18 protein-coding genes and 1 pseudogene are annotated in these 20,941 nt (G+C 64.0%); 6 read left to right on the top strand and 13 right to left on the bottom strand.

Translation table 11 applies throughout. The annotated features are described in order from the left end of the window. Nucleotides 1–92: 92 nt before the first annotated feature. On the top strand, nucleotides 93–245 hold the full coding sequence (locus E6B08_RS07500; protein WP_012271016.1) for a DUF3309 family protein: 153 nt from the start codon (nucleotides 93–95) through the stop codon (nucleotides 243–245). Here the strand turns inward: E6B08_RS07500 and E6B08_RS07495 are convergent. From E6B08_RS07495 to E6B08_RS07445, 10 genes and pseudogenes are all read right to left on the bottom strand, one after another. Next, nucleotides 228–1,676, bottom strand: coding sequence for an ATP-binding protein (locus tag E6B08_RS07495; RefSeq protein WP_238349290.1), 1,449 nt, complete (start codon nucleotides 1,674–1,676; stop codon nucleotides 228–230). The two genes, E6B08_RS07500 and E6B08_RS07495, sit on opposite strands and share 18 nt — an antisense overlap. Continuing rightward, nucleotides 1,580–3,433 (bottom strand): transporter substrate-binding domain-containing protein, encoded by a 1,854-nt coding sequence (locus tag E6B08_RS07490; RefSeq protein WP_136913443.1) that lies wholly within the window; start codon nucleotides 3,431–3,433, stop codon nucleotides 1,580–1,582. Before E6B08_RS07490 ends, E6B08_RS07495 begins: the two co-directional genes overlap by 97 nt. A gap of 3 nt (nucleotides 3,434–3,436) precedes the next feature. Next, on the bottom strand, nucleotides 3,437–4,063 hold the full coding sequence (locus E6B08_RS07485) for a response regulator transcription factor (protein WP_136913442.1): 627 nt from the start codon (nucleotides 4,061–4,063) through the stop codon (nucleotides 3,437–3,439). Nucleotides 4,064–4,102: 39 nt separating this feature from the next. After that, a complete protein-coding gene (locus E6B08_RS07480) occupies nucleotides 4,103–4,831 on the bottom strand; it encodes a molecular chaperone (RefSeq protein ID WP_136913441.1) in 729 nt (242 codons plus the stop codon). Between the two features lie 72 nt (nucleotides 4,832–4,903). After that, entirely contained in the window at nucleotides 4,904–6,136 is a 1,233-nt protein-coding gene (locus E6B08_RS07475) for a hypothetical protein (RefSeq protein ID WP_136913440.1), read from the bottom strand. Further along, nucleotides 6,133–8,621: pseudogene (locus tag E6B08_RS07470) on the bottom strand (TcfC E-set like domain-containing protein). Before E6B08_RS07470 ends, E6B08_RS07475 begins: the two are co-directional and overlap by 4 nt. 95 nt (nucleotides 8,622–8,716) lie before the next feature. Beyond that, on the bottom strand, nucleotides 8,717–9,193 hold the full coding sequence (locus tag E6B08_RS07465; protein WP_136913439.1) for a CS1 type fimbrial major subunit: 477 nt from the start codon (nucleotides 9,191–9,193) through the stop codon (nucleotides 8,717–8,719). 217 nt (nucleotides 9,194–9,410) lie between these two features. Then, nucleotides 9,411–11,075, bottom strand: coding sequence for a cation acetate symporter (locus E6B08_RS07460; RefSeq protein ID WP_136913438.1), 1,665 nt, complete (start codon nucleotides 11,073–11,075; stop codon nucleotides 9,411–9,413). Continuing rightward, a complete protein-coding gene (locus E6B08_RS07455; RefSeq protein WP_136913437.1) occupies nucleotides 11,072–11,383 on the bottom strand; it encodes a DUF485 domain-containing protein in 312 nt (103 codons plus the stop codon). The genes E6B08_RS07460 and E6B08_RS07455 overlap by 4 nt, the downstream gene beginning before the upstream one ends. Before the next feature lie 257 nt (nucleotides 11,384–11,640). Continuing rightward, on the bottom strand, nucleotides 11,641–12,498 hold the full coding sequence (locus tag E6B08_RS07445; RefSeq protein WP_136913435.1) for a glycine betaine ABC transporter substrate-binding protein: 858 nt from the start codon (nucleotides 12,496–12,498) through the stop codon (nucleotides 11,641–11,643). Nucleotides 12,499–12,705: 207 nt separating this feature from the next. Here E6B08_RS07445 and E6B08_RS07440 point away from each other — a divergent pair, with 207 nt between their 5' ends. Beyond that, complete coding sequence (locus tag E6B08_RS07440; RefSeq protein WP_136913434.1) at nucleotides 12,706–14,259, top strand: beta (1-6) glucans synthase; 1,554 nt, start codon at nucleotides 12,706–12,708, stop codon at nucleotides 14,257–14,259. Between the two features lie 15 nt (nucleotides 14,260–14,274). Here the strand turns inward: E6B08_RS07440 and E6B08_RS07435 are convergent, their stop codons facing one another. Further along, nucleotides 14,275–14,643, bottom strand: a complete 369-nt coding sequence (locus tag E6B08_RS07435) for a hypothetical protein (protein WP_136913433.1) — start codon at nucleotides 14,641–14,643, stop codon at nucleotides 14,275–14,277. 230 nt (nucleotides 14,644–14,873) lie between these two features. Between E6B08_RS07435 and E6B08_RS07430 the strand changes: the two genes are divergently transcribed. Continuing rightward, a complete protein-coding gene (locus E6B08_RS07430) occupies nucleotides 14,874–16,172 on the top strand; it encodes a serine/threonine protein kinase (RefSeq protein ID WP_136913432.1) in 1,299 nt (432 codons plus the stop codon). Nucleotides 16,173–16,248: 76 nt separating this feature from the next. Beyond that, the gene (locus tag E6B08_RS07425; RefSeq protein WP_416194390.1) at nucleotides 16,249–16,989 is read left to right on the top strand and encodes a VacJ family lipoprotein; all 741 of its coding nucleotides are present in this window, start codon (nucleotides 16,249–16,251) and stop codon (nucleotides 16,987–16,989) included. A 57-nt stretch (nucleotides 16,990–17,046) separates the two neighbouring features. Here the strand turns inward: E6B08_RS07425 and E6B08_RS07420 are convergent, their stop codons facing one another. Beyond that, complete coding sequence (locus E6B08_RS07420) at nucleotides 17,047–18,195, bottom strand: patatin-like phospholipase family protein (protein ID WP_136913430.1); 1,149 nt, start codon at nucleotides 18,193–18,195, stop codon at nucleotides 17,047–17,049. A gap of 25 nt (nucleotides 18,196–18,220) precedes the next feature. Continuing rightward, entirely contained in the window at nucleotides 18,221–19,156 is a 936-nt protein-coding gene (locus E6B08_RS07415) for a lipid A biosynthesis lauroyl acyltransferase (RefSeq protein ID WP_136913429.1), read from the bottom strand. Nucleotides 19,157–19,267: 111 nt separating this feature from the next. On the opposite strand from E6B08_RS07415, the gene minC reads away from it, so the two are divergent. Further along, entirely contained in the window at nucleotides 19,268–20,029 is a 762-nt protein-coding gene (minC, locus tag E6B08_RS07410; RefSeq protein WP_136913428.1) for a septum site-determining protein MinC, read from the top strand. A gap of 96 nt (nucleotides 20,030–20,125) precedes the next feature. Next, on the top strand, nucleotides 20,126–20,938 hold the full coding sequence (gene minD / locus E6B08_RS07405; RefSeq protein ID WP_136913427.1) for a septum site-determining protein MinD: 813 nt from the start codon (nucleotides 20,126–20,128) through the stop codon (nucleotides 20,936–20,938). The last annotated feature ends 3 nt before the right edge of the window (nucleotides 20,939–20,941 follow it).

The raw sequence follows: 20,941 nt of genomic DNA, 5'->3' as shown, positions 1-20,941 counted from the left end.
CAAATGGAATCTTTCCCAAGCGGCGCCAGTCGGAATTATCAAGAGGCCAGCGACATCAGGCCCTTGACCCTCAACCACGCAAGGACTTCCTCATGACCACGATCCTCATCATCATCCTGATCCTGCTGTTGATTGGTGGCTTACCGGTCTTCCCGCACTCGCGCAGTTGGGGCTACGGCCCTTCAGGTATCGTCGGCGTGGTGCTGGTGATCCTGCTGGTGCTGTTGTTACTCGGCATGATATGACCCTGCCACGCTGCGCCCAACCTGGCGCTCCAGTTGCCGGTCGAGGCAGCCCATGGCGCTCTCCAAGGCGCGGAGCGCCAGGTTGAACGCAGCGCGGTCGAAGGGCTCGGCATGGCAACAACGCTCTACCTGCTCGCACGAGGCCACCAGGGCCTCGATGCCGGCGATGCGGGCACCACCCTTGATGCGGTGCGCCAACCCGGCGACGGCAGTGGGCGAATCGCTGAGGCCTTTCAGCTGCTGCAAGTCTTCGCGGTTACTGGCATGCAAGTCGCCGAGCAAGGACCTGAGCGCGGCTTCGTCGTTGTCGAGCAGATGCCTCAAGTGCGCAAGGTCAAGCATCACGCCGTTGGCGCTGGCGTCCAGCGCACGCCGTGCACTGGCAAGGGCCTGGGTCAGGCTGTCGAGATCCAGGGGCTTGAACAGGCAGTCATCCATCCCGGCCGCACAACCACGTTTGCGATCCACTTCCTGGGCGTTGGCGGTCAAGCCAATCAGCCGGCAGCGCGGTCGGCCATGGCGCCGCTCATGCATGCGCATGGCACGGGCCAGACCGTGGCCATCGAGCTTGGGCATGTTGCAATCACTGATGACGACATCGAAAGGCTCCTTGAGCCACAGGCGCAAGGCCTGGGCTCCATCCTCCGCGACCCGGGCCTGATGCCCGAGATAATCCAGCTGCTGCTCCAGCAATTGCCGATTGGCCGGGTAATCGTCCACCACCAATACCCGCAGGCGCACACCCGGCTCGACATCCGCCGAGGGCGCGGGTGGGCCAGACGATTCTGCGGCACCCGGCAGCAGTGCCAACTTGAGCTGCACATGCACCTCGGTGCCTTCCCCCAACGTGCTGCGCACGCACAACTGGCCGCCCATCAGCTGGCAAAGGCTGCGGCTGATGTTCAGGCCCAGACCGGTGCTCGTGCGCGGCGACTGGCAGTGGTTGCTGGCTTGCCGGAATGGCTGGCCGAGCGCCGCCAGCTCGCTGGCGGGTATGCCCACGCCGCTGTCCTTGACCCGCAGCACGAGATCGAGCTGTCCGTCTGCCTGCTGGGCCTGCACACTGACCACGATGCGCCCGCGCTGGGTGAATTTGATCGCGTTGCTCAGCAGGTTGGCCAGCACCTGCTTGAAACGCAGGGGGTCGAGCATGACCTCGGCTCCCACCGCTCCGCTCAGCTGCATCTGCAGTTCGAGGCCTTTGCCACGGGCCAATTGTTCGAACAGCTGCACGACCCGTCCCACCAGCTCGTTCACCCGTACTCGCTGCGGCGAAAGCTGCAGGTGGCCGGTCTCGATGCGGGTGATGTCGAGGATGTCACCGATCAGTTCCTTCAGCCCGCGCGCCGCCTCGGTGGCCACTTCGAGGGCCTGACGGTCGGCCACACCGTGGGCGGCCTTGCGTTGGGCCAGCTCGAGCATGCCCAGCACGGCATGCAGCGGGGTGCGTATCTCATGGCTGATGGTGGCGAGGAACTCGGTCTTGGCCTGGTTGGCCGCATCCGCGGCACGCCTGGCCCGCCGCAATCGCACCTGAAGCCTGCGCAGGTAGCGAATCCACAACGAAGCAATGAGCAACAGGCAGGTGGCAATGGCGAAGCCGAACAGCACCTGGCCCGGTAACGCGACCAGGCACTGTCGGGGACGATCATCGGGTTGCGCCAACGGCGTACCAACGCGCCGGTCTCGTGCGGCGTCAGGCTTAGCAGCGCGCTGTCGATGATGCCCAGCAGCTCGCTGGCGCCTCGCGTACTGGCGAAGGCAAAGTACGCGGGCGGCAGCGCCAGGCTGGCACTGATCTGCAATTGCCCCGGGTACCAACGGGCAACCAGCGCGCGAGCGTCATCCAAGGCCAGCAGGGCGGCGTCGACGCGGCCTTCGGCGACCGCGTGCAGGGCCTCCAACGGGCCGTGAAGCAGGGTTTGCTGCACCTGAGGGTAACGTTCGCGCAACAGTTCGACCATGGCGCTGCCCCATACCAGCGCCACCTGCCGTCCGACCAGTTGCTCGAGGCTGGTCGGCGCCTCGGCGCCCGTACGACTGACCAGCACCCGCGAAGCACCGAGATAGGCGCGACTGAAACCCAGGCGCTGCGCCAGGCTATCGCTGTGGGGAAGCCCGGCTATCAGGTGCGCTTGGCCCTGGACTACCTGCTCGATCATCTGCTCAACGCCTGCCCCCGCCTGCACGTCGAATTCAAGGCCCGTACGCCGGGTGATCAACTGCAGTACGTCCAGAGTGAGGCCATGCAACTGGCCCTTGCTGTCGCGGTAACTCAGCGGCAGTAACTGGTCGTCCACCAACACCCGCACCCTGGGGTTGTCAGCCAGCCAGCGCTGCTGATCCTCGCTCAACTGGACCCTTTGATCTGAACGGGCCACACCCGCCAGCGGGCTCCACCGCGCCTGGATGCGTGCGCGCTGTTCCTTGCTGACATCCTCCAGCACCGCGTTCACCAGCCGCGGCAGGGGTGTGCCGGTGTCGAGCATGGCAAAGCCGACCCCCTGGCCCGGCAGGGGCGCATCGCCGACTTCCTCGATTGCGCTGAACGGGCGGCGCCCCTGCACGTAGCGTGCGACGAGCGCATTGCCCAGGTACAGGTCGGCTTGGCCGAGGGCCAGCGCGGCCAGGGCACTGAACGCGGTGGGATGTACCTGCAGGCTGGCCTGTGGGAAGTACTGATCGACCTGCTCGGGTGTGCGATAGCCCTCGACCATCACCAGGCGCAGCGGTTCGGCGCCCTCGCCGACCCGCGCATGTTCCTTGGCCAGCAACACCGGAAGGTCTTCAGCGTAGGTCGGCGACAGGCGCAAGCCAGCCTGTTGCGCCTGCTGCGTGGTGACCGAACCCAGCAGATCGACCGTGCCCTCGCGCAACGCCGCGACCGCCGCTTCGAAGGAGTCGAACACGCGCACCTGCATGTCCAGGCGCAAGTGCTCGGCCACCAGCCCCGCATAATCGGCTGTTATGCCTTCATAGGCCCGCCCGTTGCCGAGGATGTCCAGCGGCGGCTGGTCGTTGGCCAACACCCCAAGGCGCAACACCCGCTGGCGCCACAGCCAGCGCAAGTCACCACTGGTCGGTTCGGCATACGGCTCCTCGAACACCGCACGACCATGGAACAGCGGCCCAGCGAGGCCGGCCAAGGGAAACACGCAGCACACCAACAGCAGCCAGATTGCACGCACGGTTCAGATCAGTTGATTGCGACGAGCGAAATCCGCCAGGTCGATGAGCGACTTGAGGCACAGCTTTTCCAGCAGACGCCCCTTATAGGTACTGACGGTCTTGTTGCTGAGCAACATGGCATCACCGACGGCCTTGTTGCTCATGCCACGGGCCAGGTGCTGCAGAATCATCAACTCGCGGTCGCTGAGACGGGCAATGCGGTTGGCGTCGGTGGCGTGACGTTCCAGGCTGTTCACCGAGCTCAGCGCCACGTTCGGGAAGTAGGTGAACCCCGACAGCACGGCGCGCACGGCCTTGTTCAATTCGTCCAGATCGTTGGTCTTGGAGACGAACCCGGCGGCCCCGGCCTGGATGCAGCGCAAGCAGTAGGCTTCGGCCTGATGCGAGGTCAGCACCAAGGTCTTGACCGGCCGCTGCAGGCGATTGACCCGCGCGATGACCTCCATGCCATCGAGCCCCGGCAGGCTGATGTCGAGGATGATGATGTCCGGTGCCAGCTCTCGCGCCATGCGCACTGCGTCCCTACCATTGTCGGTCTGGCCGACGATATCCAGGTGCTCCTGGCGCAGCAGCGTGCACACCGTGGCCCGGATGAAAGGGTGGTCGTCGACCACCAATACGCGTTTCATGCATCACCTCGCTTGGCTGACAGTTCGATACACCGGAGGTCAACCCTCCAGCGCCATGGCTTTGCGGCGGCCGCCTTCGTGCAGCTCGAACTGATGCACCTTGGCAGCCTCGCCCTGGAACTGGCGGCTACGACCGGGCAGCAGATGGTGCTTGGTGGCCGTTTCACACAGCTCGTCGCGGCTCTGGCATTGGCGAAAACGGTCGAGGATCACGGTCGAGTTGCCTTGGTTACTGACGGTCAAGGCGCCGGCTTTACGGCTTACCGCGGTCTGGTACTGGGTGTCGGCCGGGCGCACGAACAACAGCGTGCCGTAGCCCGCCAGCAGGTTGACGCCGGCCTTGAGCTTGTCCCGGTAGTCTTGCGCTTGCTGATCGTCCACCGCGAAGCCATCGCCCGTTTCGGGCAATACCGGAATGAACCGCAGGCGGTAGTAACGCTCCCGGTCGCGTTGCCCCCGGTACAGCAGGCGCACTGCCTGCATGCCGCGGGCCGGTACGATCAGCCGCGCGGGGCTTACCACCAGGCCACGCTGGGTCATGGCCTGCCCGTCCAAGGGCACTTCGCGGGGCGGGCCGTCGCCTTCGTAGACCAGTTCGACCACGCTGACCTTGACGAAGGCCGTGGCATCGCCGCCGTTGCGGATGCGCTTGAGCAAGGTGCTCTTGCCGTCATCCAGGTAATCGTATAGCCCGCCGACGTTGAGCTCCGGTCCTGCCTGGGCCAGGCAAGGCGCCAGCGCGAGGCACAGCATGCGCAGCAGCTTCATCCGTTCATTCTCCAAGACCATCCTCATTGATAGCCAATCAACATCATCCCGCGCATTGTGATCACACTCTGCTCACGCAATCTGCAGGAAGCTTCCCAATCGAATGTCGAAATTTCCTAATGACAAACCGAACCTATAGCTCGGCCTCGAACACCACGGTAACCAGCCCCTCGTAGCGGCTGCCCGGATGGGCCAGCATGGGCGGCACATTGCTGCCTGCCACCTCGAAATGCAGTTGCCCGGCGTGTTTCCAAACCCTGTCGACCGGCTCGAGGAGCAGCGCAGCGGGCTGGCGGGTCGGGATCGCCAGCCGGTCGATGGCGCTGCCGTTGTGCTGCAAGCCGCCGGCAGGCTGAGCGAGACGTCCACGCCCACCAGGTGCCCTGCGTTTTCACGAATGCCGCATTGGTCGCCCAATTCGTATTCGCATCGCTTGTAGACCCGGATAGGCCCCGAGGTCCAGATGCGCAATGGCATGTCGCGCGAGAGCTTGCTCGGTGCCCCGCGCCCACCGAGCCAGGCCTTCCACCCCCCTGGGGGTTCGAGCACGGCGCGGTCGGATCCGGCCGGGAACTCCAGGTAAAGGTCGTGCTGCACATCCAGTTCGAAATTGACCGTCAGGCGCGTGTCGCTGAGGTGGGTGACCTCATCACCGAAGTCGAAGTCCCCACCCGGGCCAATGCTGTAATCCACGGAGCCGCGATAGATGCCTTGCGGCATCCCGATAGGCCGCCGGGACATGATCAGCCTGTATCGAATGCCGAACTGCGTGACCGACACCTCAGCGTTCCACGGAACGGCAAGGCATGGCTGAGGGGACGCAGGTTGCCTGATTTGCCACAGGTACTGGAGGCGCACGGCGTTGCTGATGGCGTACTGAAGCGAGCATCCGCCTGTTACATCGCCCCCCCTCATCCTTCCGGACAGGAAACCCAGTCGCTGGCTAACGTCGGTAATGCTGAAGTCGAGCTGGTAACGCCGGCCCGATTCATTGACCACGTCCACGGTTCGCTCTGCCGGCAACTGCAGGTAATGGCGGTCACGATCACCGCTGGTGAGGGTATTGGTATTTTTCTTTTGGTAGGTGATCGGTAAGTCGACCACATACAGGCCGTAGGAGGACCGGCAGTGGGATGGCCAGACCGCGCAAAAGGCCGCCGGGGGCGTAACATTTTCAAATTGCCCCGCAGGGTCACCGCGATAGCGCAGTCGCACATCGACCTCAGCCGCACTGCCGAGCTGCGGCCAGCCGGCACCTAGCAATGCAAGCCAGAGTGCCAAGCAGTAGGTGTTGAACCTTTTCACGTATCGTTTCCCCTTACCGTCGCCTGCACCTTCGCCATGCCCTCGGACCTGCACGCCACATCCCCTGCCAACAACACATCGCCCTCACGGGTCAATCGCTCGAGATCCAGTTCCAGCAGACACAGGGCCGTTCCCCTTTGCGCACCTCCAGCGTGGGCTGCGACTCGCTCATTTCCACCGCAAAATGCCCACCCGCCTCGCTCACGCTGCGACTGGCGTGGTTGATCACCTGCGCCCCGTGCATCGGCTGCCCACGGCTATCGAGCAACCGGCCGAGTACCGTCACCGTGCGCATGACGCGCAAGGTGCGATACGCCACCGCGCCACGGTTGAGGTGGTAGTCCAGACTGGTCGGCTGGATCACCGCCGCAGCCTCGTCCTGCCCGAGGTCGAACTGCACATAGCCGGCTTTGTAAGCACTCACCGGCACCAGGTTGCGCCCCGGGTGCAAGGTGGCGCTCAGGCCATGCTCGCCATCGGCGCGCAGTTGCAGGTCGTCGATGTCGCTTTCGACATCCACGATCAGCCCGGCATCGTGGGGCAGGTATTGCCCGGTGACGGCGACCTTGCCCGCCCCCACGGCGACGATGCTTTGCAGGTTCAGGCCGCCACTGATGCGGCCGTTGTAGGAAGAACTCTGGGCATACGCGTCACCCTGCAAAAGCTGACCTTCGAATTGAGCGTTACCGCCAAACCCTGCGCCGTAGCGGTCTACCGTGGTCAAGGCGCCCACGCTGCGCAGCGCACCCAGCTCGACATCGCGCTGGTAGGACAGCGAAGCGTTGTGGTCGCGCCCGCCATCGTAGGCGGTGCGGCTGCCGATACTGGCGGCAATGCGCTCGCCCGGATCGCCCAGGCTCATGCTCAGCGCCAGATTGACGCCACGGCTGCGCGCATCGCCACTGCTGCGCGTGCCCGGGCGGTCGAACAGGCTGAGGCGCCAGTTGGCGTCGGAACCCAACAGCTTGCCGTAATAGGACCAACCCAGGTCGAGCCCCAGGCCATCGGCGGCACCGGAGCTGTGGGACAGGCGCACGGTCGCGGTACTGCGATTGTTCAGCCGGCGCGTGAGCAGCATAGAGGTCTGGCTCTGTTCGCTATAGCGGACCACCTGGCTATGGGTTGCCCGGCTGACCGTCTCCAGCCATGAACGGCTATGGCTGAACACCAGCGAGCCCAGGTCGTGGCTGTGGATGGCCTGTACGTCATAGCCATTGCCCTGGTTCTCGGTGCGGTAGACGTTGCCGTAGAACTTGAGGCGATCGAGCACGTCCCAATCCAGCGAAGTGCCGTATTGCAGCGCCTCGTCGACTTGCTGCAGGGAGAGGCCAAGGACCGCACGCGGGTGCAACAGGTAATTGGTCAAGACGCCGGCGCTGAGGCTGTCTTCATGCTGGTCGTCCCAGTTGCTCAACAGGCTGGTCTGCTGTCCCAGGTACAGGTTGTAGCGCCAGCGACTGTCGGGGTTGCGCCAAATGCTGGGCTTGTAGACGAATTCGTCGGTGCGCGAAGTTTCCTGGCCATCTTCGAGCAGGCGTACTTCCACCTGGTAGATGCCGCCAGGCAGCACCCGGGTGTCCAGCGCCTGCAAGCCGGCCTGCACCGCCTGGCTGTTGATCAACACACCGTTGCGGTAGATCTCCACCACGCCAGGGCGGTTGGGCGTGACGTAGATTGGCGTGGAGCTGGGCTGGCCATTGTCGATCAACAGGCTGTCGCTGCTGCCATACATGACCCCGAGCGTGGTATCGGGACTTTGCCCCAGCAGCCGTGGCTGACGTGTGAGGCCTTGGGCGCCGGGGGTGAAATAGCCCAGGCGAAAAAAATGTTCGTCATGCAGGCGCTCGGCGTACAGCTGGCTTACCCGATGGCGGGTTCGCTGGCCACCGATGCTGCCTCTGTCGGCCTGGGCATCGGCCAGGGTCGTCCACTGGCCCAGGCTGGCCTGGCCCTGCAATGCGTACATGCCGCTGGTGTCGCGGCCATCGCTGACCATGTTGAGCTGGTTACGCAGCAGCATGCCACTGCCCTGCTCCGGCAAGGTATGGTAACGCGGGGCGTCACCACCCCGTTCGGCGGCATGGGTCAGCAGCGACAACTGCGAATTGACCAAGCTGTAGTGAATGGCCCGCAGCCCGTCCGGGCAATCTTCCTCGCAGCTACCCAGTGGGCGCCCCGTCGCCAGGCGCTCCTGCCAACGGCGACGCAGGGTCTCTGGCTCACGGCTGTCGTAGTGGTCGGTGAATTCCAGCAATTGCACGCGCTCGTCGCGGCTGAGCACGACCATGGCATCGCCCAGGTATCGGCCATCGAGGTCGACCCGCACCGCCAGGGGCACGTCGAAAAAGTGTTCTTCGAATTCGCGCGGCAGGCCCTGGGCCAGACTGACCACGCCCATGGCGGGAGCCGCAGGCTCGGCTGCTGCCGGCAGCACCGCAAGGCTTGCTGCGAGCAGCAAGGATTTCGTAGGAGAGAAAAGGGGCATTACCGTACCTGCAGACGAGACCCGCCTTCACCCCCAGGCGTGGCCAGGGGGCAAAGGTGGGTAACGACGGATGAAAAGGAAGGTATGCAGCCAGATCAGGGTGCGGCGGTTTCGAACATCATGCTGACCAGGCCCTGGTAGCTACCGGGCTGATAGCCGCCCGCCGGCACCTGTGGGGTCACTTCGAAGTCGACGACCGCACCGGGGGCAGCCTGGACGTCGGTCAGAATCTCGGTAGCACTGGTGGTCAGTACGGTGTCACCGATTTTGACGTCCAGGTCGATGGCGTCCACACCACTGCTGACCACCGCTGGCGACAGCAGGTGGGCCGTGATCGGGCCGATGGTGCTCTTGGCCTGCAGCTGCTTGCGGATTGGGTTCAGGCTGCCTTGAAACGAGTTCCAGGCCATGTCTTGTGGGTCATTCATCCAGTTGCCGCCGACCGGCTCGACATAGAAAGCAGCCGTCGGAATGGTGGCGGTGACCAAGACTTGCTTCTCGATCGGGTCTTCGGCCATGGCCGGGCCGGCAATGAGCGCAGCGAGGGGAAGTGCGAGCATGAGTGCTTTCACGAATAAATCTCCTGGAAACCTGTAGACATCAGCGTTGATTGACAGTCAATCAGGCGAAGTGCCGTTGACAGGGCGGATTATTCGCATTTACCCACATAGAAAATACGGGAACCCTCTGAGCGAATTGTTGAAATTTCCCAACGAAGCCGCTTCGAGTAACGCCCAGACAGCAAAACGCCCCGGCAGACGGGGCGTTTTGGTCAAGCGCTAGAACAGGTCAGTGAGAGACTGCTCCGCTGGCGCCCAGGCCAGTCTGGGAACGCACGAACTGCGGGAAGAACAGCGCACGTTCTTCATCGGCTGCCTTGGACTTGTCGGTGATCGAGAAGAACCAGATACCGACGAAGGCAATGATCATCGAGAACAGCGCCGGGTACTCGTACGGGTAGATCGGTTTCTCGTGACCGAGGATCTGCACCCAGATGGTCGGGCCGAGGATCATCAGCGTCACCGCACTCACCAGGCCCAGCCAGCCGCCGATCATGGCGCCGCGGGTGGTCAGTTTCTTCCAGTACATCGAAAGCAGCAGCACCGGGAAGTTGCAGCTGGCGGCGATGGAGAAGGCCAGGCCGACCATGAATGCGATGTTTTGCTTCTCGAACAGGATACCCAGGCCGATCGCCAGCACGCCGAGGGCGACGGTTGTGATCTTCGACACACGGATCTCGTCCTTGTCGTTGGCCTTGCCCTTGCGCCAGACGCTGGCGTACAGGTCGTGGGAAACCGCCGAGGCACCGGCCAGGGTCAGACCGGCGACCACCGCCAGGATGGTGGCGAAGGCCACGGCCGAGATGAAGCCGAGGAAGATGCTGCCACCCACGGCATCGGCCAGGTGCACCGCCGCCATGTTGTTGCCGCCCAGCAGGGCGCCGGCGGCGTCCTTGAAGTCTGGGTTGGTGCTGACCAGCAGGATCGCGCCGAAGCCGATGATGAAGGTCAGGATGTAGAAGTAGCCGATGAAGCCGGTCGCGTAGAGCACGCTCTTGCGCGCTTCCTTGGCATCACTGACGGTGAAGAAGCGCATCAGGATGTGCGGCAGGCCTGCGGTACCGAACATCAGCGCCAGGCCCAGGGAGAACGCCGAGATCGGGTCCTTGACCAGGCCGCCCGGGCTCATGATCGCCTCGCCCTTGGCGTGCACCTTGATCGCCTCGGAGAACAGCGTGTTGAAGTCGAAGCCGACGTGCTTCATCACCATCAGCGCCATGAAGCTGGCACCGGAGAGCAGCAGCACGGCCTTGATGATCTGTACCCAGGTGGTCGCCAGCATGCCGCCGAACAGCACGTACAGGCACATCAGGATACCCACCAGGATGACCGCGACGTGGTAGTCGAGGCCGAACAGCAGCTCGATCAGCTTGCCGGCACCGACCATCTGGGCGATCAGGTAGAACGCCACCACCACCAGCGAACCGGAGGCCGACAGGGTACGAATTTCCTTCTGCCCCAGGCGGTACGAAGCAACGTCGGCGAAGGTGTACTTGCCCAGGTTGCGCAGGCGCTCGGCGATCAGGAAGAGAATGATCGGCCAGCCGACCAGAAAGCCGATGGAGTAGATCAGGCCGTCGTAGCCAGAGGTGAACACCAGGGCGGAAATACCCAGGAAGGACGCTGCCGACATGTAGTCACCGGCAATCGCCAGGCCGTTCTGGAAGCCGGTGATCTTGCCACCGGCCGCGTAGTAGTCGGCCGCGGACTTGTTGCGTTTGGAGGCCCAGTAGGTAATGCCGAGGGTGAAGGCGACGAAGGCCACGAACATGGCGATCGCCGACACGTTCAGGGGTTGTTTCTGCACCTCGCCGGTCAGGGCATCGGCAGCCCACAGGGCGGGTGCGAAGACGCTGCAGGCCAGTGCGGCCAGGGCTTTGGAATGGCGAATCATTGTTGTGCCTCCTCGAGGATGGCCTTGTTCAGCTCATCGAATTCGCCGTTGGCGCGGCGCACGTAGATGGCGGTCAGGACGAATGCCGAGAGGATCAGGCCGACGCCCAGGGGAATGCCCCAGGTAATCGACGACTCAGGGCTGAGCTTGGCGCCCAGAATCTGAGGACCGTAGGCGATGAGGAGGATGAAGGCGCAGTACAGGCCGAGCATGATCGCCGAGAGAATCCAGGCGAACCGTTCACGTTTGCTGACCAGCTCCTTGAAGCGCGGGCTGTTTTGTATCGAGAGGTAAATGCTGTCGTTCATTGTTTTTGTCCTAGCAGCACAGATCAGGGAGAACCCACTGTCACTTTATGCTGCCGTTGGACGCCAACCAGACGACCTTAGTCTTAGATGCAACGGTGTTTTACCGATTGCGTAATAAAACAGCTTGCACAGATCCCTGTAGGAGCGGGTTTACCCGCGAATGCGGTGGCGGCGGCTACGGTGAACGCCTAAGCGATATTAGCCGGCGGGCCCGGCCTATTCGCGGGTAAACCCGCTCCTACAGGGGAATTACGTGCTTACTTGCCCGTCCACTCCTTGACCCGCTCCGGATGCTTGGCCACCCAATCCTTGGCCGCCGCTTCCGGCTTGGCGCCGTCCTGGATCGCCAGCATCACCTCGCCGATCTCATCCTTGGACTGCCACTGGAACTTCTTCAGGAACTCGGCCACTTCCGGGGCCTTCTTGTCCAGTTCCTTGCTACCGATGCTATTGACGGTCTCGGCCGCGCCATACACGCCTTTCGGATCGTCCAGGAACTTAAGCTTCCACTTGGCGAACATCCAGTGCGGCACCCAGCCGGTGACCACGATCGGCTGCTGCTTGGCGTAGGCCTTGCCCAACTCGGTGGTCATGCCCGCGCCGGAGCTGGCACGCAGCTTGTAGCCCAGGTCGTAGTCCTTGATCGCCTGGTCGGTCTTGATCATCACGCCCGAGCCTGCGTCGATACCGATGATCTGCTGCTTGTAGCCGTCGTCGGTCTTGAGGTCGGCGATGCTCTGGGTCTTGACGTACTCCGGCACGATCAGGCCGATCTTCGCGTCCTTGAAGTTGGCCCCGTAGTCGACCACCTTGTCCTTGTTCTTGGCCCAGTACTCGCCGTGGGTAACCGGCAGCCAGGCGGACAGGATCGCATCGAGCTTGCCGGTCGCCACGCCCTGCCACATGATCCCGGCGGCCACCGCCTGCAGCTTCACGTCGTAGCCGAGCTTCTGCTTGATCACTTCGGCGGCCACGTTGGTGGTCGCCACGCTATCGGCCCAACCGTCCACATAACCAATGCTTACTTCCTTGGCCATTGCTTGTGCAGTGCTCATGGCCAATACCAGGGCGGTACCCGCGCCCAGGAAACGGCGTATTTTTGTAAAAGTAGCCATCAAAGCATTCCCTCGTCAGGTCTTGGAGGCCCCATCATCTGCCTGCAACCTCCTGCGACCTGCTCTGACTGCGACCCTTAATCGAACCCTTTGCGACAGCACTGTGCCATTAACGGCATTCTCGTACCCTGGCCTGCGCGATACTTGCATGCCAAAGCTTTGGCGCCGGGCTACTATCTATCGTTTTGCGCTGACGATGGATCGCCCATGCCCTCCCCCTCCCGCCTGAAGTCGCCGCCTTACCTGTTGGCCTGCCTGGTTGCCCTGTTGGCCCTGGCGACGCTCTGGTACGGCCTCGGCAAGCCGGTGCACCTGGCTGACGCAGCCAGCCCCACGCACAAGTTGCAGTGCGCCTCGTACACCCCTTTCGACAAGGACCAGTCGCCGTTCGACCAGCCATTTCGCCTGCGCCCGGCGCGCATGGACGCCGACCTGGCGCTGCTGAGCGAGCGATTCAAGTGCATCCGCACCTACTCGATGACCGGTCTTGAGGCAATTCCCGCGCTGGCGCGCAAGCATGGCCTGAAGGTAATGCTGGGAGCGTGGGTCAACGCCAACCCGGTCGACACCGACAAGGAAGTGGACCTGCTGATCGCCGCCGCGAATGCCAATCCCGACGTGGTCAGCGCGGTGATCGTCGGCAACGAGGCACTGCTGCGCAAGGAAGTCACCGGCGATCGCCTGGCGGCGTTGATCGCCAAGGTGAAAAGCCAGGTCAAGGTGCCGGTGACCTACGCCGACGTCTGGGAATTCTGGTTGCAGCACCCGCAGGTGGCGCCAGCGGTGGACTTCCTGACCATCCACCTGTTGCCCTACTGGGAGGACGACCCACGTGGCATCGACGATGCCCTGGCCCATGTCGGCGAGGTGCGGCGCACCTTCGGCGCGCGTTTCGCGCCCAAGGGCATCTTCATCGGCGAGACCGGCTGGCCCAGCGAAGGCCGGCAACGCGAGACCGCCGTTCCCAGCCGAGTCAACGAGGCCCGCTTCATCCGCGGTTTCGTGGCCATGGCCGAAGCCAATGGCTGGGATTACAACCTGATCGAAGCGTTCGACCAGCCATGGAAACGCGCCAGCGAGGGTGCGGTGGGGGGTTACTGGGGCCTGTACGATGCCGACCGCCAGGACAAGGGCGTGCTCGAGGGGCCGGTGAGCGACCTGCAGTACTGGCCGCGCTGGCTGCTGGCCAGTGCCGCGCTGATGCTGGCAATGCTGTGGCTGGCAGGGCGCCCTGCCAGCACCGGTGCTGCACTACTGATGCCGTTGTTGGCGGCGTTCGGTACGGCCTGCCTGGGCTTGTGGGGCGAGCTGATGCGTACCCATGCGCGGTTTGCTGGCGAATGGGCGTGGGCGCTGGCATTGGTGGGGCTGAACCTGCTGGTGTTGATGCATGGACTGCTGGGCCTTGCGCACCGTGATGGCTGGCGCGAGCGGCTGTTCGCCTGGCTGCAGGCCCGCGCCGGCTGGCTGCTGTTGGCGGCAGGGTTCGCCGCGGCGGTGAGCATGCTGGCGATGGTATTCGACCCGCGCTATCGCAGCTTTCCGACCGCCGCGCTGGCATTGCCGGCGCTGCTGTATGCCTTGCGGCCGGTAGTGGCGTCGCGGGCCGAGGTGGCCCTGCTGGCCAGCATCGTCGGTGTCGGGGTACTGCCGCAGTTGTACCGCGAAGGGCTGGAGAACCAGCAGGCCTGGGGCTGGGCGCTTGTCGGGGTGGTGATGACACTGGCCTTATGGCGGAGTTGGCGGCTGTGCCGGGCTTGAGATGTTCGCCCTACCCTAGACCTTCCGACGAGCCCTCACCAACCGCAACCCAGCCAGCACCACGGCGAACACCGCGATGCTGGCCGTATACAACACCAGCGCAGGCACGCCGAACACCAATGCCAACCCCGCGAGCCAAGTCCCTACCCGCCCCGATACCCACTGCGCCACCAACGCCAGCGCCAACCCGGTCCAGGCCATTAACTGAAAATGAATGGTCAAACCCAGCATCGACCGCGCCTGGCACTGCCAGTACTGCCCCGGCCCCGCGCACAGCCCGACCCACTGTCCGTCCTCCATCAGCCCGTAGCGCACGCCGAAGCTCGCGGCCAACCAGACAGCCAGGATCAGCAGCACGGCAACCACTGGAACGGTTCGAGACATCCTTTTCTCCAAAAGCGGTAAAGATAAGTTTGCATGATCGCCCAAGGGCGGATGTAAGGCAAAATCGCACCCGTGCAGCTATGTTGCAGAGAACAAATCCGCCCCGCCACAGACTGGCGTGGCAATAACTGGCGCAACAAAGGCCGCGCCACCTTGGCAACTTTGCCATGACGCCCGTGGTCCTAGCCTGCGTATCGCACGACCTTGCTTGCTTTTCCCTGGGGGACTACATGCTTCGACCTTGGCGCCTAGCCGCTCTTCTTGGCGGCCTGCTACTGGCTACGGCCGCTTCAGCGCGAGATATCGACGCCGCAAGCTATGGCTATCCGCTGACCAACCCGTTCGAGGCGACCATCGCCACCACACCGCCGGATCAGCGCCCGACCCTGCCCAGCGACGATGACATCACCCAGGCCGACTACAGCCTGAACCTGAGACCGGAGCGCGAGTTAACCCTGCCCGACAATTTCTGGCCGGTGAAGAAGCTCAAGTACCGCCTGGCCCGCCAGGACCGCGAGGCGCCGCTGATGTTCATCATCGCCGGCACCGGCGCGCCCTACACCAGCAGCATCAACGAATACCTCAAGAAGCTCTTCTACCAGGCCGGCTTCCATGTGGTGCAACTGTCCTCGCCCACCAGCTGGGACTTCATGAGCGCCGCCTCGCGGTTCGCCACGCCCGGCGTCAGCCAGGAAGACGCCAAGGACCTCTACCACGTGATGCAGGCGATCCGCGCGCAACATGCGCGCCTGCCGGTCAGCGAGTTCTACCTCACCGGCTACAGCCTCGGCGCCCTGGATGCGGCATTCGTCAGCCACCTCGACGAGACCCGGCGCAGCTTCAACTTCAAGCGTGTGTTGCTGCTCAATCCACCGGTCAACCTGTACACCTCGATCAACAACCTCGACAAGCTGGTACAGACCCAGGTCAAAGGCATCGACCGCAGCACCACGTTCTACGAGTTGATGCTCGCCAAGCTCACCCGCTACTTCCAGGAAAAGGGCTACATCGACCTCAACGACGCCCTGCTGTACGACTTCCAGCAGTCGCGCCAGCACCTGTCCAACGAACAGATGGCCATGCTCATCGGCACCTCGTTCCGCTTCTCGGCCGCCGACATCGCCTTCACCTCCGACCTGATCAACCGCCGCGGCCTGATCACCCCGCCGAAATACCCGATCACCGAGGGCACCAGCCTGGAGCCTTTCTTCAAGCGCGCCCTGCAGTGCGATTTCGATTGCTACCTCACGGAGCAAGTGATCCCGATGTGGCGCGCCCGCACCGATGGCAACAGCATCCTGCAACTGATCAACCAGGTCAGCCTGTATGCCCTCGAGGACTATCTGCGCAGCAGTTCGAAGATCGCCGTGATGCACAACGCCGACGACGTCATTCTCGGCCCAGGCGACATCGGATTCCTGCGCAAGGTGTTCGGCGAGCGCCTGACCCTGTACCCCCATGGCGGCCATTGCGGCAACCTCAACTACCGCGTCAACAGCGACGCCATGCTGGAGTTCTTCCGTGGTTAACAAACTCCTTCTCGTCACTGCCCTGTGCGCGACCGGCACTGCCCTGGCGCAGGAAGTCGCGCCCCGCACCAGCGTCATCGAAGCCGACCCACAGGTAACTGCCGCGCCCTTGGCGCCGGAGGCGGACGGCTTCATCGACCCGCTGCGCGAGCTGAAATTCAACCCCGGCCTGGACCAGCGCGAGTTCGAGCGCTCGACCCTCGAGGCGCTGAACGTGTACGACCCGCTGGAATCGGTGAACCGGCGCATCTACCACTTCAACTACCGCCTCGATCAGTGGGTGCTGCTGCCGCTGGTCAACGGCTACCAGTACGTCACCCCGCGCTTCGTGCGCACCGGGGTGAGCAACTTCTTCAGCAACCTGGGCGATGTGCCGAACCTGTTCAACAGCGTGCTGCAGCTCAAGCCCAAGCGCTCGGCGGAAATCACCGCTCGGCTGATGTTCAACACGCTACTGGGCGTGGGCGGGTTGTGGGATCCGGCGACCAAGATGGGCCTGCCCAAGCAGAACGAGGACTTCGGCCAGACCCTGGGCTTCTACGGTGTGCCCGAGGGGCCTTACCTGATGCTGCCGGTGCTGGGACCGTCGAACCTGCGCGATACCACCGGGGTGGTGGTGGACTATGTGGGCGAGGACGCGATCAACTACCTGAACGTGGCCGAAGCCAGCAGCGACCATCCGGAAATCTTCGCCCTGCGCGTGGTGGACAAGCGCTACACCACCAACTTCCGCTATGGCCAGCTCAACTCACCGTTCGAGTACGAGAAGGTGCGGTACGTATATACCCAGGCGCGCAAGCTGCAGATAGCCGAATAAGCGGCCTGTGTGGGAGCGGCCTTGCGTCGCGAAAGGGCCGCAAGGCCGCTCCCACGATCATATCCCGAGAAACTGCCGCAGCTCCTGGTGCTTGGCCAGCGCATCCCGACGCCCCAGTTCGATCAGCTCGCTGCAATAGCTGGCCTCGAACAGCAGGTAGCTCAATACCCCCGCCCCACTGGTCCTCGTCGCGCCCGGCCCGCGCAAGAAGGTACGCAAGGCCGAAGGCAGTTCGCGCCGGTGCCGCGCGGCGATTTCATCCAGCGGTTGGCTGGGCGCGACCACCAGCACCTCGATCGGCGCCAACCCCAGGCGCCGTGCATTCAGATGGGCCGGCAACAGGTGGCTGAGGTGATTGAGCCGTTGCAGCAGCTCGATGTCGTCCTCGAGGCTGTCGATGAACGTACTGTTGAGCATGTGCGCGCCGATCTGCGCCAGGCTCGGCTGCTGGCCGCTGAACACCCGCTGGGCCGGCATCGGCGATGCCGGGCGCTGCGGGTTGCCGCTGACCCCGACCACCAGCACGCGGCTGGCGCCCAGGTGCAGGGCCGGACTGATCGGTGCCGACTGGCGCACCGCACCGTCGCCGTAGTACTCGTCGCCCAGGCGCACGGGGGCGAACAGCAACGGGATCGCCGCGCTGGCCAGCAGGTGGTTGATCGACAAGGAGGTCGGCACCCCAATGCGTCGGTGGCGCAACCAGGCGTCGATGGTGCCGCGGCCCTGATAGAACGTCACCGCCTGCCCCGACTCGTAGCCGAACGCGGTCACCGCCACGGCGCGTAATTGCTCGGCAGCCAAGGCGTGATCGATGCCCTTGAGGTTCAGGTGCGCACTCAGCAGGCCGCGCAATGGGCTGCTGTCGAGCAGCGCCACCGGTGCCTGGCCACCCAGGCCCAACAGGCTGTGGCCGACGAAGCGACTGGCCTGGCGGATCACTCCGGGCCAGTCGCTGCGCAGCACCAGGTGGCTACGGAAGTTCTGCCAGAAGGTGGTCAGGCGCTCGATCGCCTCGCCGAAGCGGGTGGCACCACTGGCCAAGGCGACGGCATTGATGGCCCCGGCCGAAGTGCCGACGATGACCGGGAATGGGTTCGGCGTGCCAGGCGGTAGCAACTCGGCGATGCCGGCCAGGACGCCGACCTGATAGGCGGCGCGGGCACCGCCGCCAGAGAGGATCAGACCGGTTACCGGGGGTGGGGCCATTGAGGGTTCCTGGGTTGGTGGTGTGTCAGCGTTTCTTCTTGTCGTACAGCCGCGGCGCCCCTTCAGGCCGCGACTTGAAGCGCCGGTGCGCCCACAGATACTGCTCCGGGCACTCGCGCAACACGCCTTCGACCCACTGGTTGATGCGCAGGCAATCGGCCTCCTCGCTCTCCCCCGGGAAGTCGGCAAGCGGCGGATGCACCACCAGACGATAGCCGCTGCCATCTTCCAGACGTTTCTGGGTGAACGGGATCACCTGCGCCTTGCCCAACCGCGCGAACTTGGTGGTAGCGGTGACCGTCGCCGCCGGAATGCCGAACAGCGGCACGAACAGGCTCTGCTTGGCGCCGTAGTCCTGGTCGGGTGCGTACCAGATCGCACGGCCCGAACGCAGCAGCTTGAGCATGCCGCGCACATCCTCGCGCTCCACCGCCAGCGAATCGAGGTTGTGCCGTTCGCGGCCGCGGCGCTGGATGAAGTCGAACAGCGGGTTGCCGTGCTCGCGGTACATGCCGTCGATGGTGTGGGCTTGGCCCAGCAGCGCAGCGCCGATCTCCAGGGTGGTGAAGTGCACGGCCATGAGGATCGCGCCCTGCCCGGCCTGCTGCGCCGCCTGCAGGTGTTCGATGCCCTCGATATGCGCCAGGCGCGCCAATCTGGCCTTGGGCCACCACCAGCTCATGGCCATTTCGAAGAAGGCGATGCCGGTGGAGGCGAAATTGGCCTTCAACAAACGCCGCCGTTCGTCGTCGGACATTTCCGGGAAGCACAGTTCCAGGTTGCGCGCGGCAATCCGCCGACGCTCACCGGCCAGGCGGTACATCACGGCGCCCAGGGCACTGCCGAGCCCCAGCAGGGCGCGGTACGGCAACTGCACGACCAGCCACAGCAGGCCCAGGCCCAGCCACAGGCCCCAGAAACGTGGGTGGAGGAAATAGGGTCGAAAACGCGGGCGTTCCATTGAAGCATCCGGAAAGACAAAGGCCGGGCATTCTACAACGGTTCGGCATCGGTTGCGGCCAACCGGTCTTATCGTTATAAGTCAGGGCACTTTTTTCGCAACTTGCCGTCTATGCAGACCATGAGCACAAACCCCACACCCGACACCGCCTCCGTGTTCCAGCTCAAGGGCAGCATGCTCGCCATCACTGTGCTGGAACTGGGACGCAACGACCTGGAAGCCCTCGACCGCCAGCTGGCGGCGAAAGTGGCCCAGGCTCCGAACTTCTTCAGCAACACGCCCCTGGTGCTGGCCCTGGACAAGCTGCCGGCCAGCGAAGGGGCGATCGACCTGCCCGGGCTGATGCGCATCTGCCGCCACCATGGCCTGCGCACCCTGGCTATCCGCGCCAGCCGCATCGAGGACATCGCCGCGGCGATCGCCATCGACCTGCCCGTGCTGCCGCCCTCCGGCGCCCGCGAGCGGCCGCTGGAACCCGAGCCCGAGGTCAAGAAGCCAGAGCCGGCCCCACCGCCGCCGCCACCGCCGGCCGAGCCGGAAGTGCGCCCGACCCGTATCATCACCACGCCGGTGCGTGGCGGCCAGCAGATCTACGCCCAGGGTGGCGACCTGGTGGTGGTGGGATCGGTCAGCCCAGGTGCGGAACTTCTCGCCGATGGCAACATCCATGTGTACGGTGCCATGCGCGGTCGCGCCCTGGCCGGCATCAAGGGCAACACCAAGGCACGTATCTTCTGCTACCAGATGACCGCCGAACTGGTTTCCATCGCCGGCCAGTACCGGGTCTGCGAAGAGCTGCGGCGCGACCCCCTGTGGGGCGCCGGCGTGCAGGTAAGCCTGTCTGGCGATGTGTTGAACATAACCCGTCTTTAACGGATACTTGCCGGCATTTTTAGCGCAACTTTTTTCTCGTTGCCGTTTTTTGTATTTGCAGGGACTCGCGTCCCGTTTATTTAGGGGTGAAACACCTTGGCCAAGATTCTCGTCGTTACTTCCGGCAAGGGGGGCGTGGGCAAGACCACCACCAGCGCCGCTATCGGTACCGGCCTCGCACTGCGTGGCTACAAGACTGTCATCGTCGACTTCGACGTGGGCCTGCGTAACCTCGACCTGATCATGGGCTGCGAGCGCCGCGTGGTGTACGACTTCGTCAACGTGGTCAACGGCGAGGCCAACCTGCAGCAGGCCCTGATCAAGGACAAGCGCCTCGAGAACCTGTTCGTGCTGGCCGCCAGCCAGACCCGCGACAAGGACGCGCTGACCCAGGAAGGCGTCGAGAAAGTGCTGATGGAGCTGAAGGAAACCTTCGACTACGTCATCTGCGACTCGCCGGCCGGTATCGAGAAGGGCGCGCACCTGGCGATGTACTTCGCCGACGAGGCCATCGTCGTGACCAACCCGGAAGTATCCTCGGTACGAGACTCCGACCGCATGCTGGGCATCCTGTCGAGCAAGTCGCGCCGCTCCGAGAACGGCGAGGAGCCGATCAAGGAACACCTGCTGATCACCCGCTACCACCCCGAGCGCGTCGAGAAGGGCGAAATGCTCAGCATCGCCGACGTCGAGGAAATCCTGGCAATCAAGCTCAAGGGCGTGATCCCCGAGTCGCAGGCCGTGCTGAAGGCGTCGAACCAAGGTATCCCGGTCATCCTCGACGACCAGAGCGATGCCGGCCAGGCCTACAGCGACACCGTCGACCGTCTGTTGGGCAAAGAAAAGCCACTGCGCTTTATCGACGTGCCGAAGCAAGGATTCTTCGCGCGCCTGTTTGGAGGCAAATAAACC

Source organism: Pseudomonas putida, assembly GCF_005080685.1.
Taxonomy (GTDB): domain Bacteria; phylum Pseudomonadota; class Gammaproteobacteria; order Pseudomonadales; family Pseudomonadaceae; genus Aquipseudomonas; species Aquipseudomonas putida_V.
Note: the sequence above shows the minus strand (reverse complement) of the source record. Positions and strands in the feature narration are given on the sequence as shown.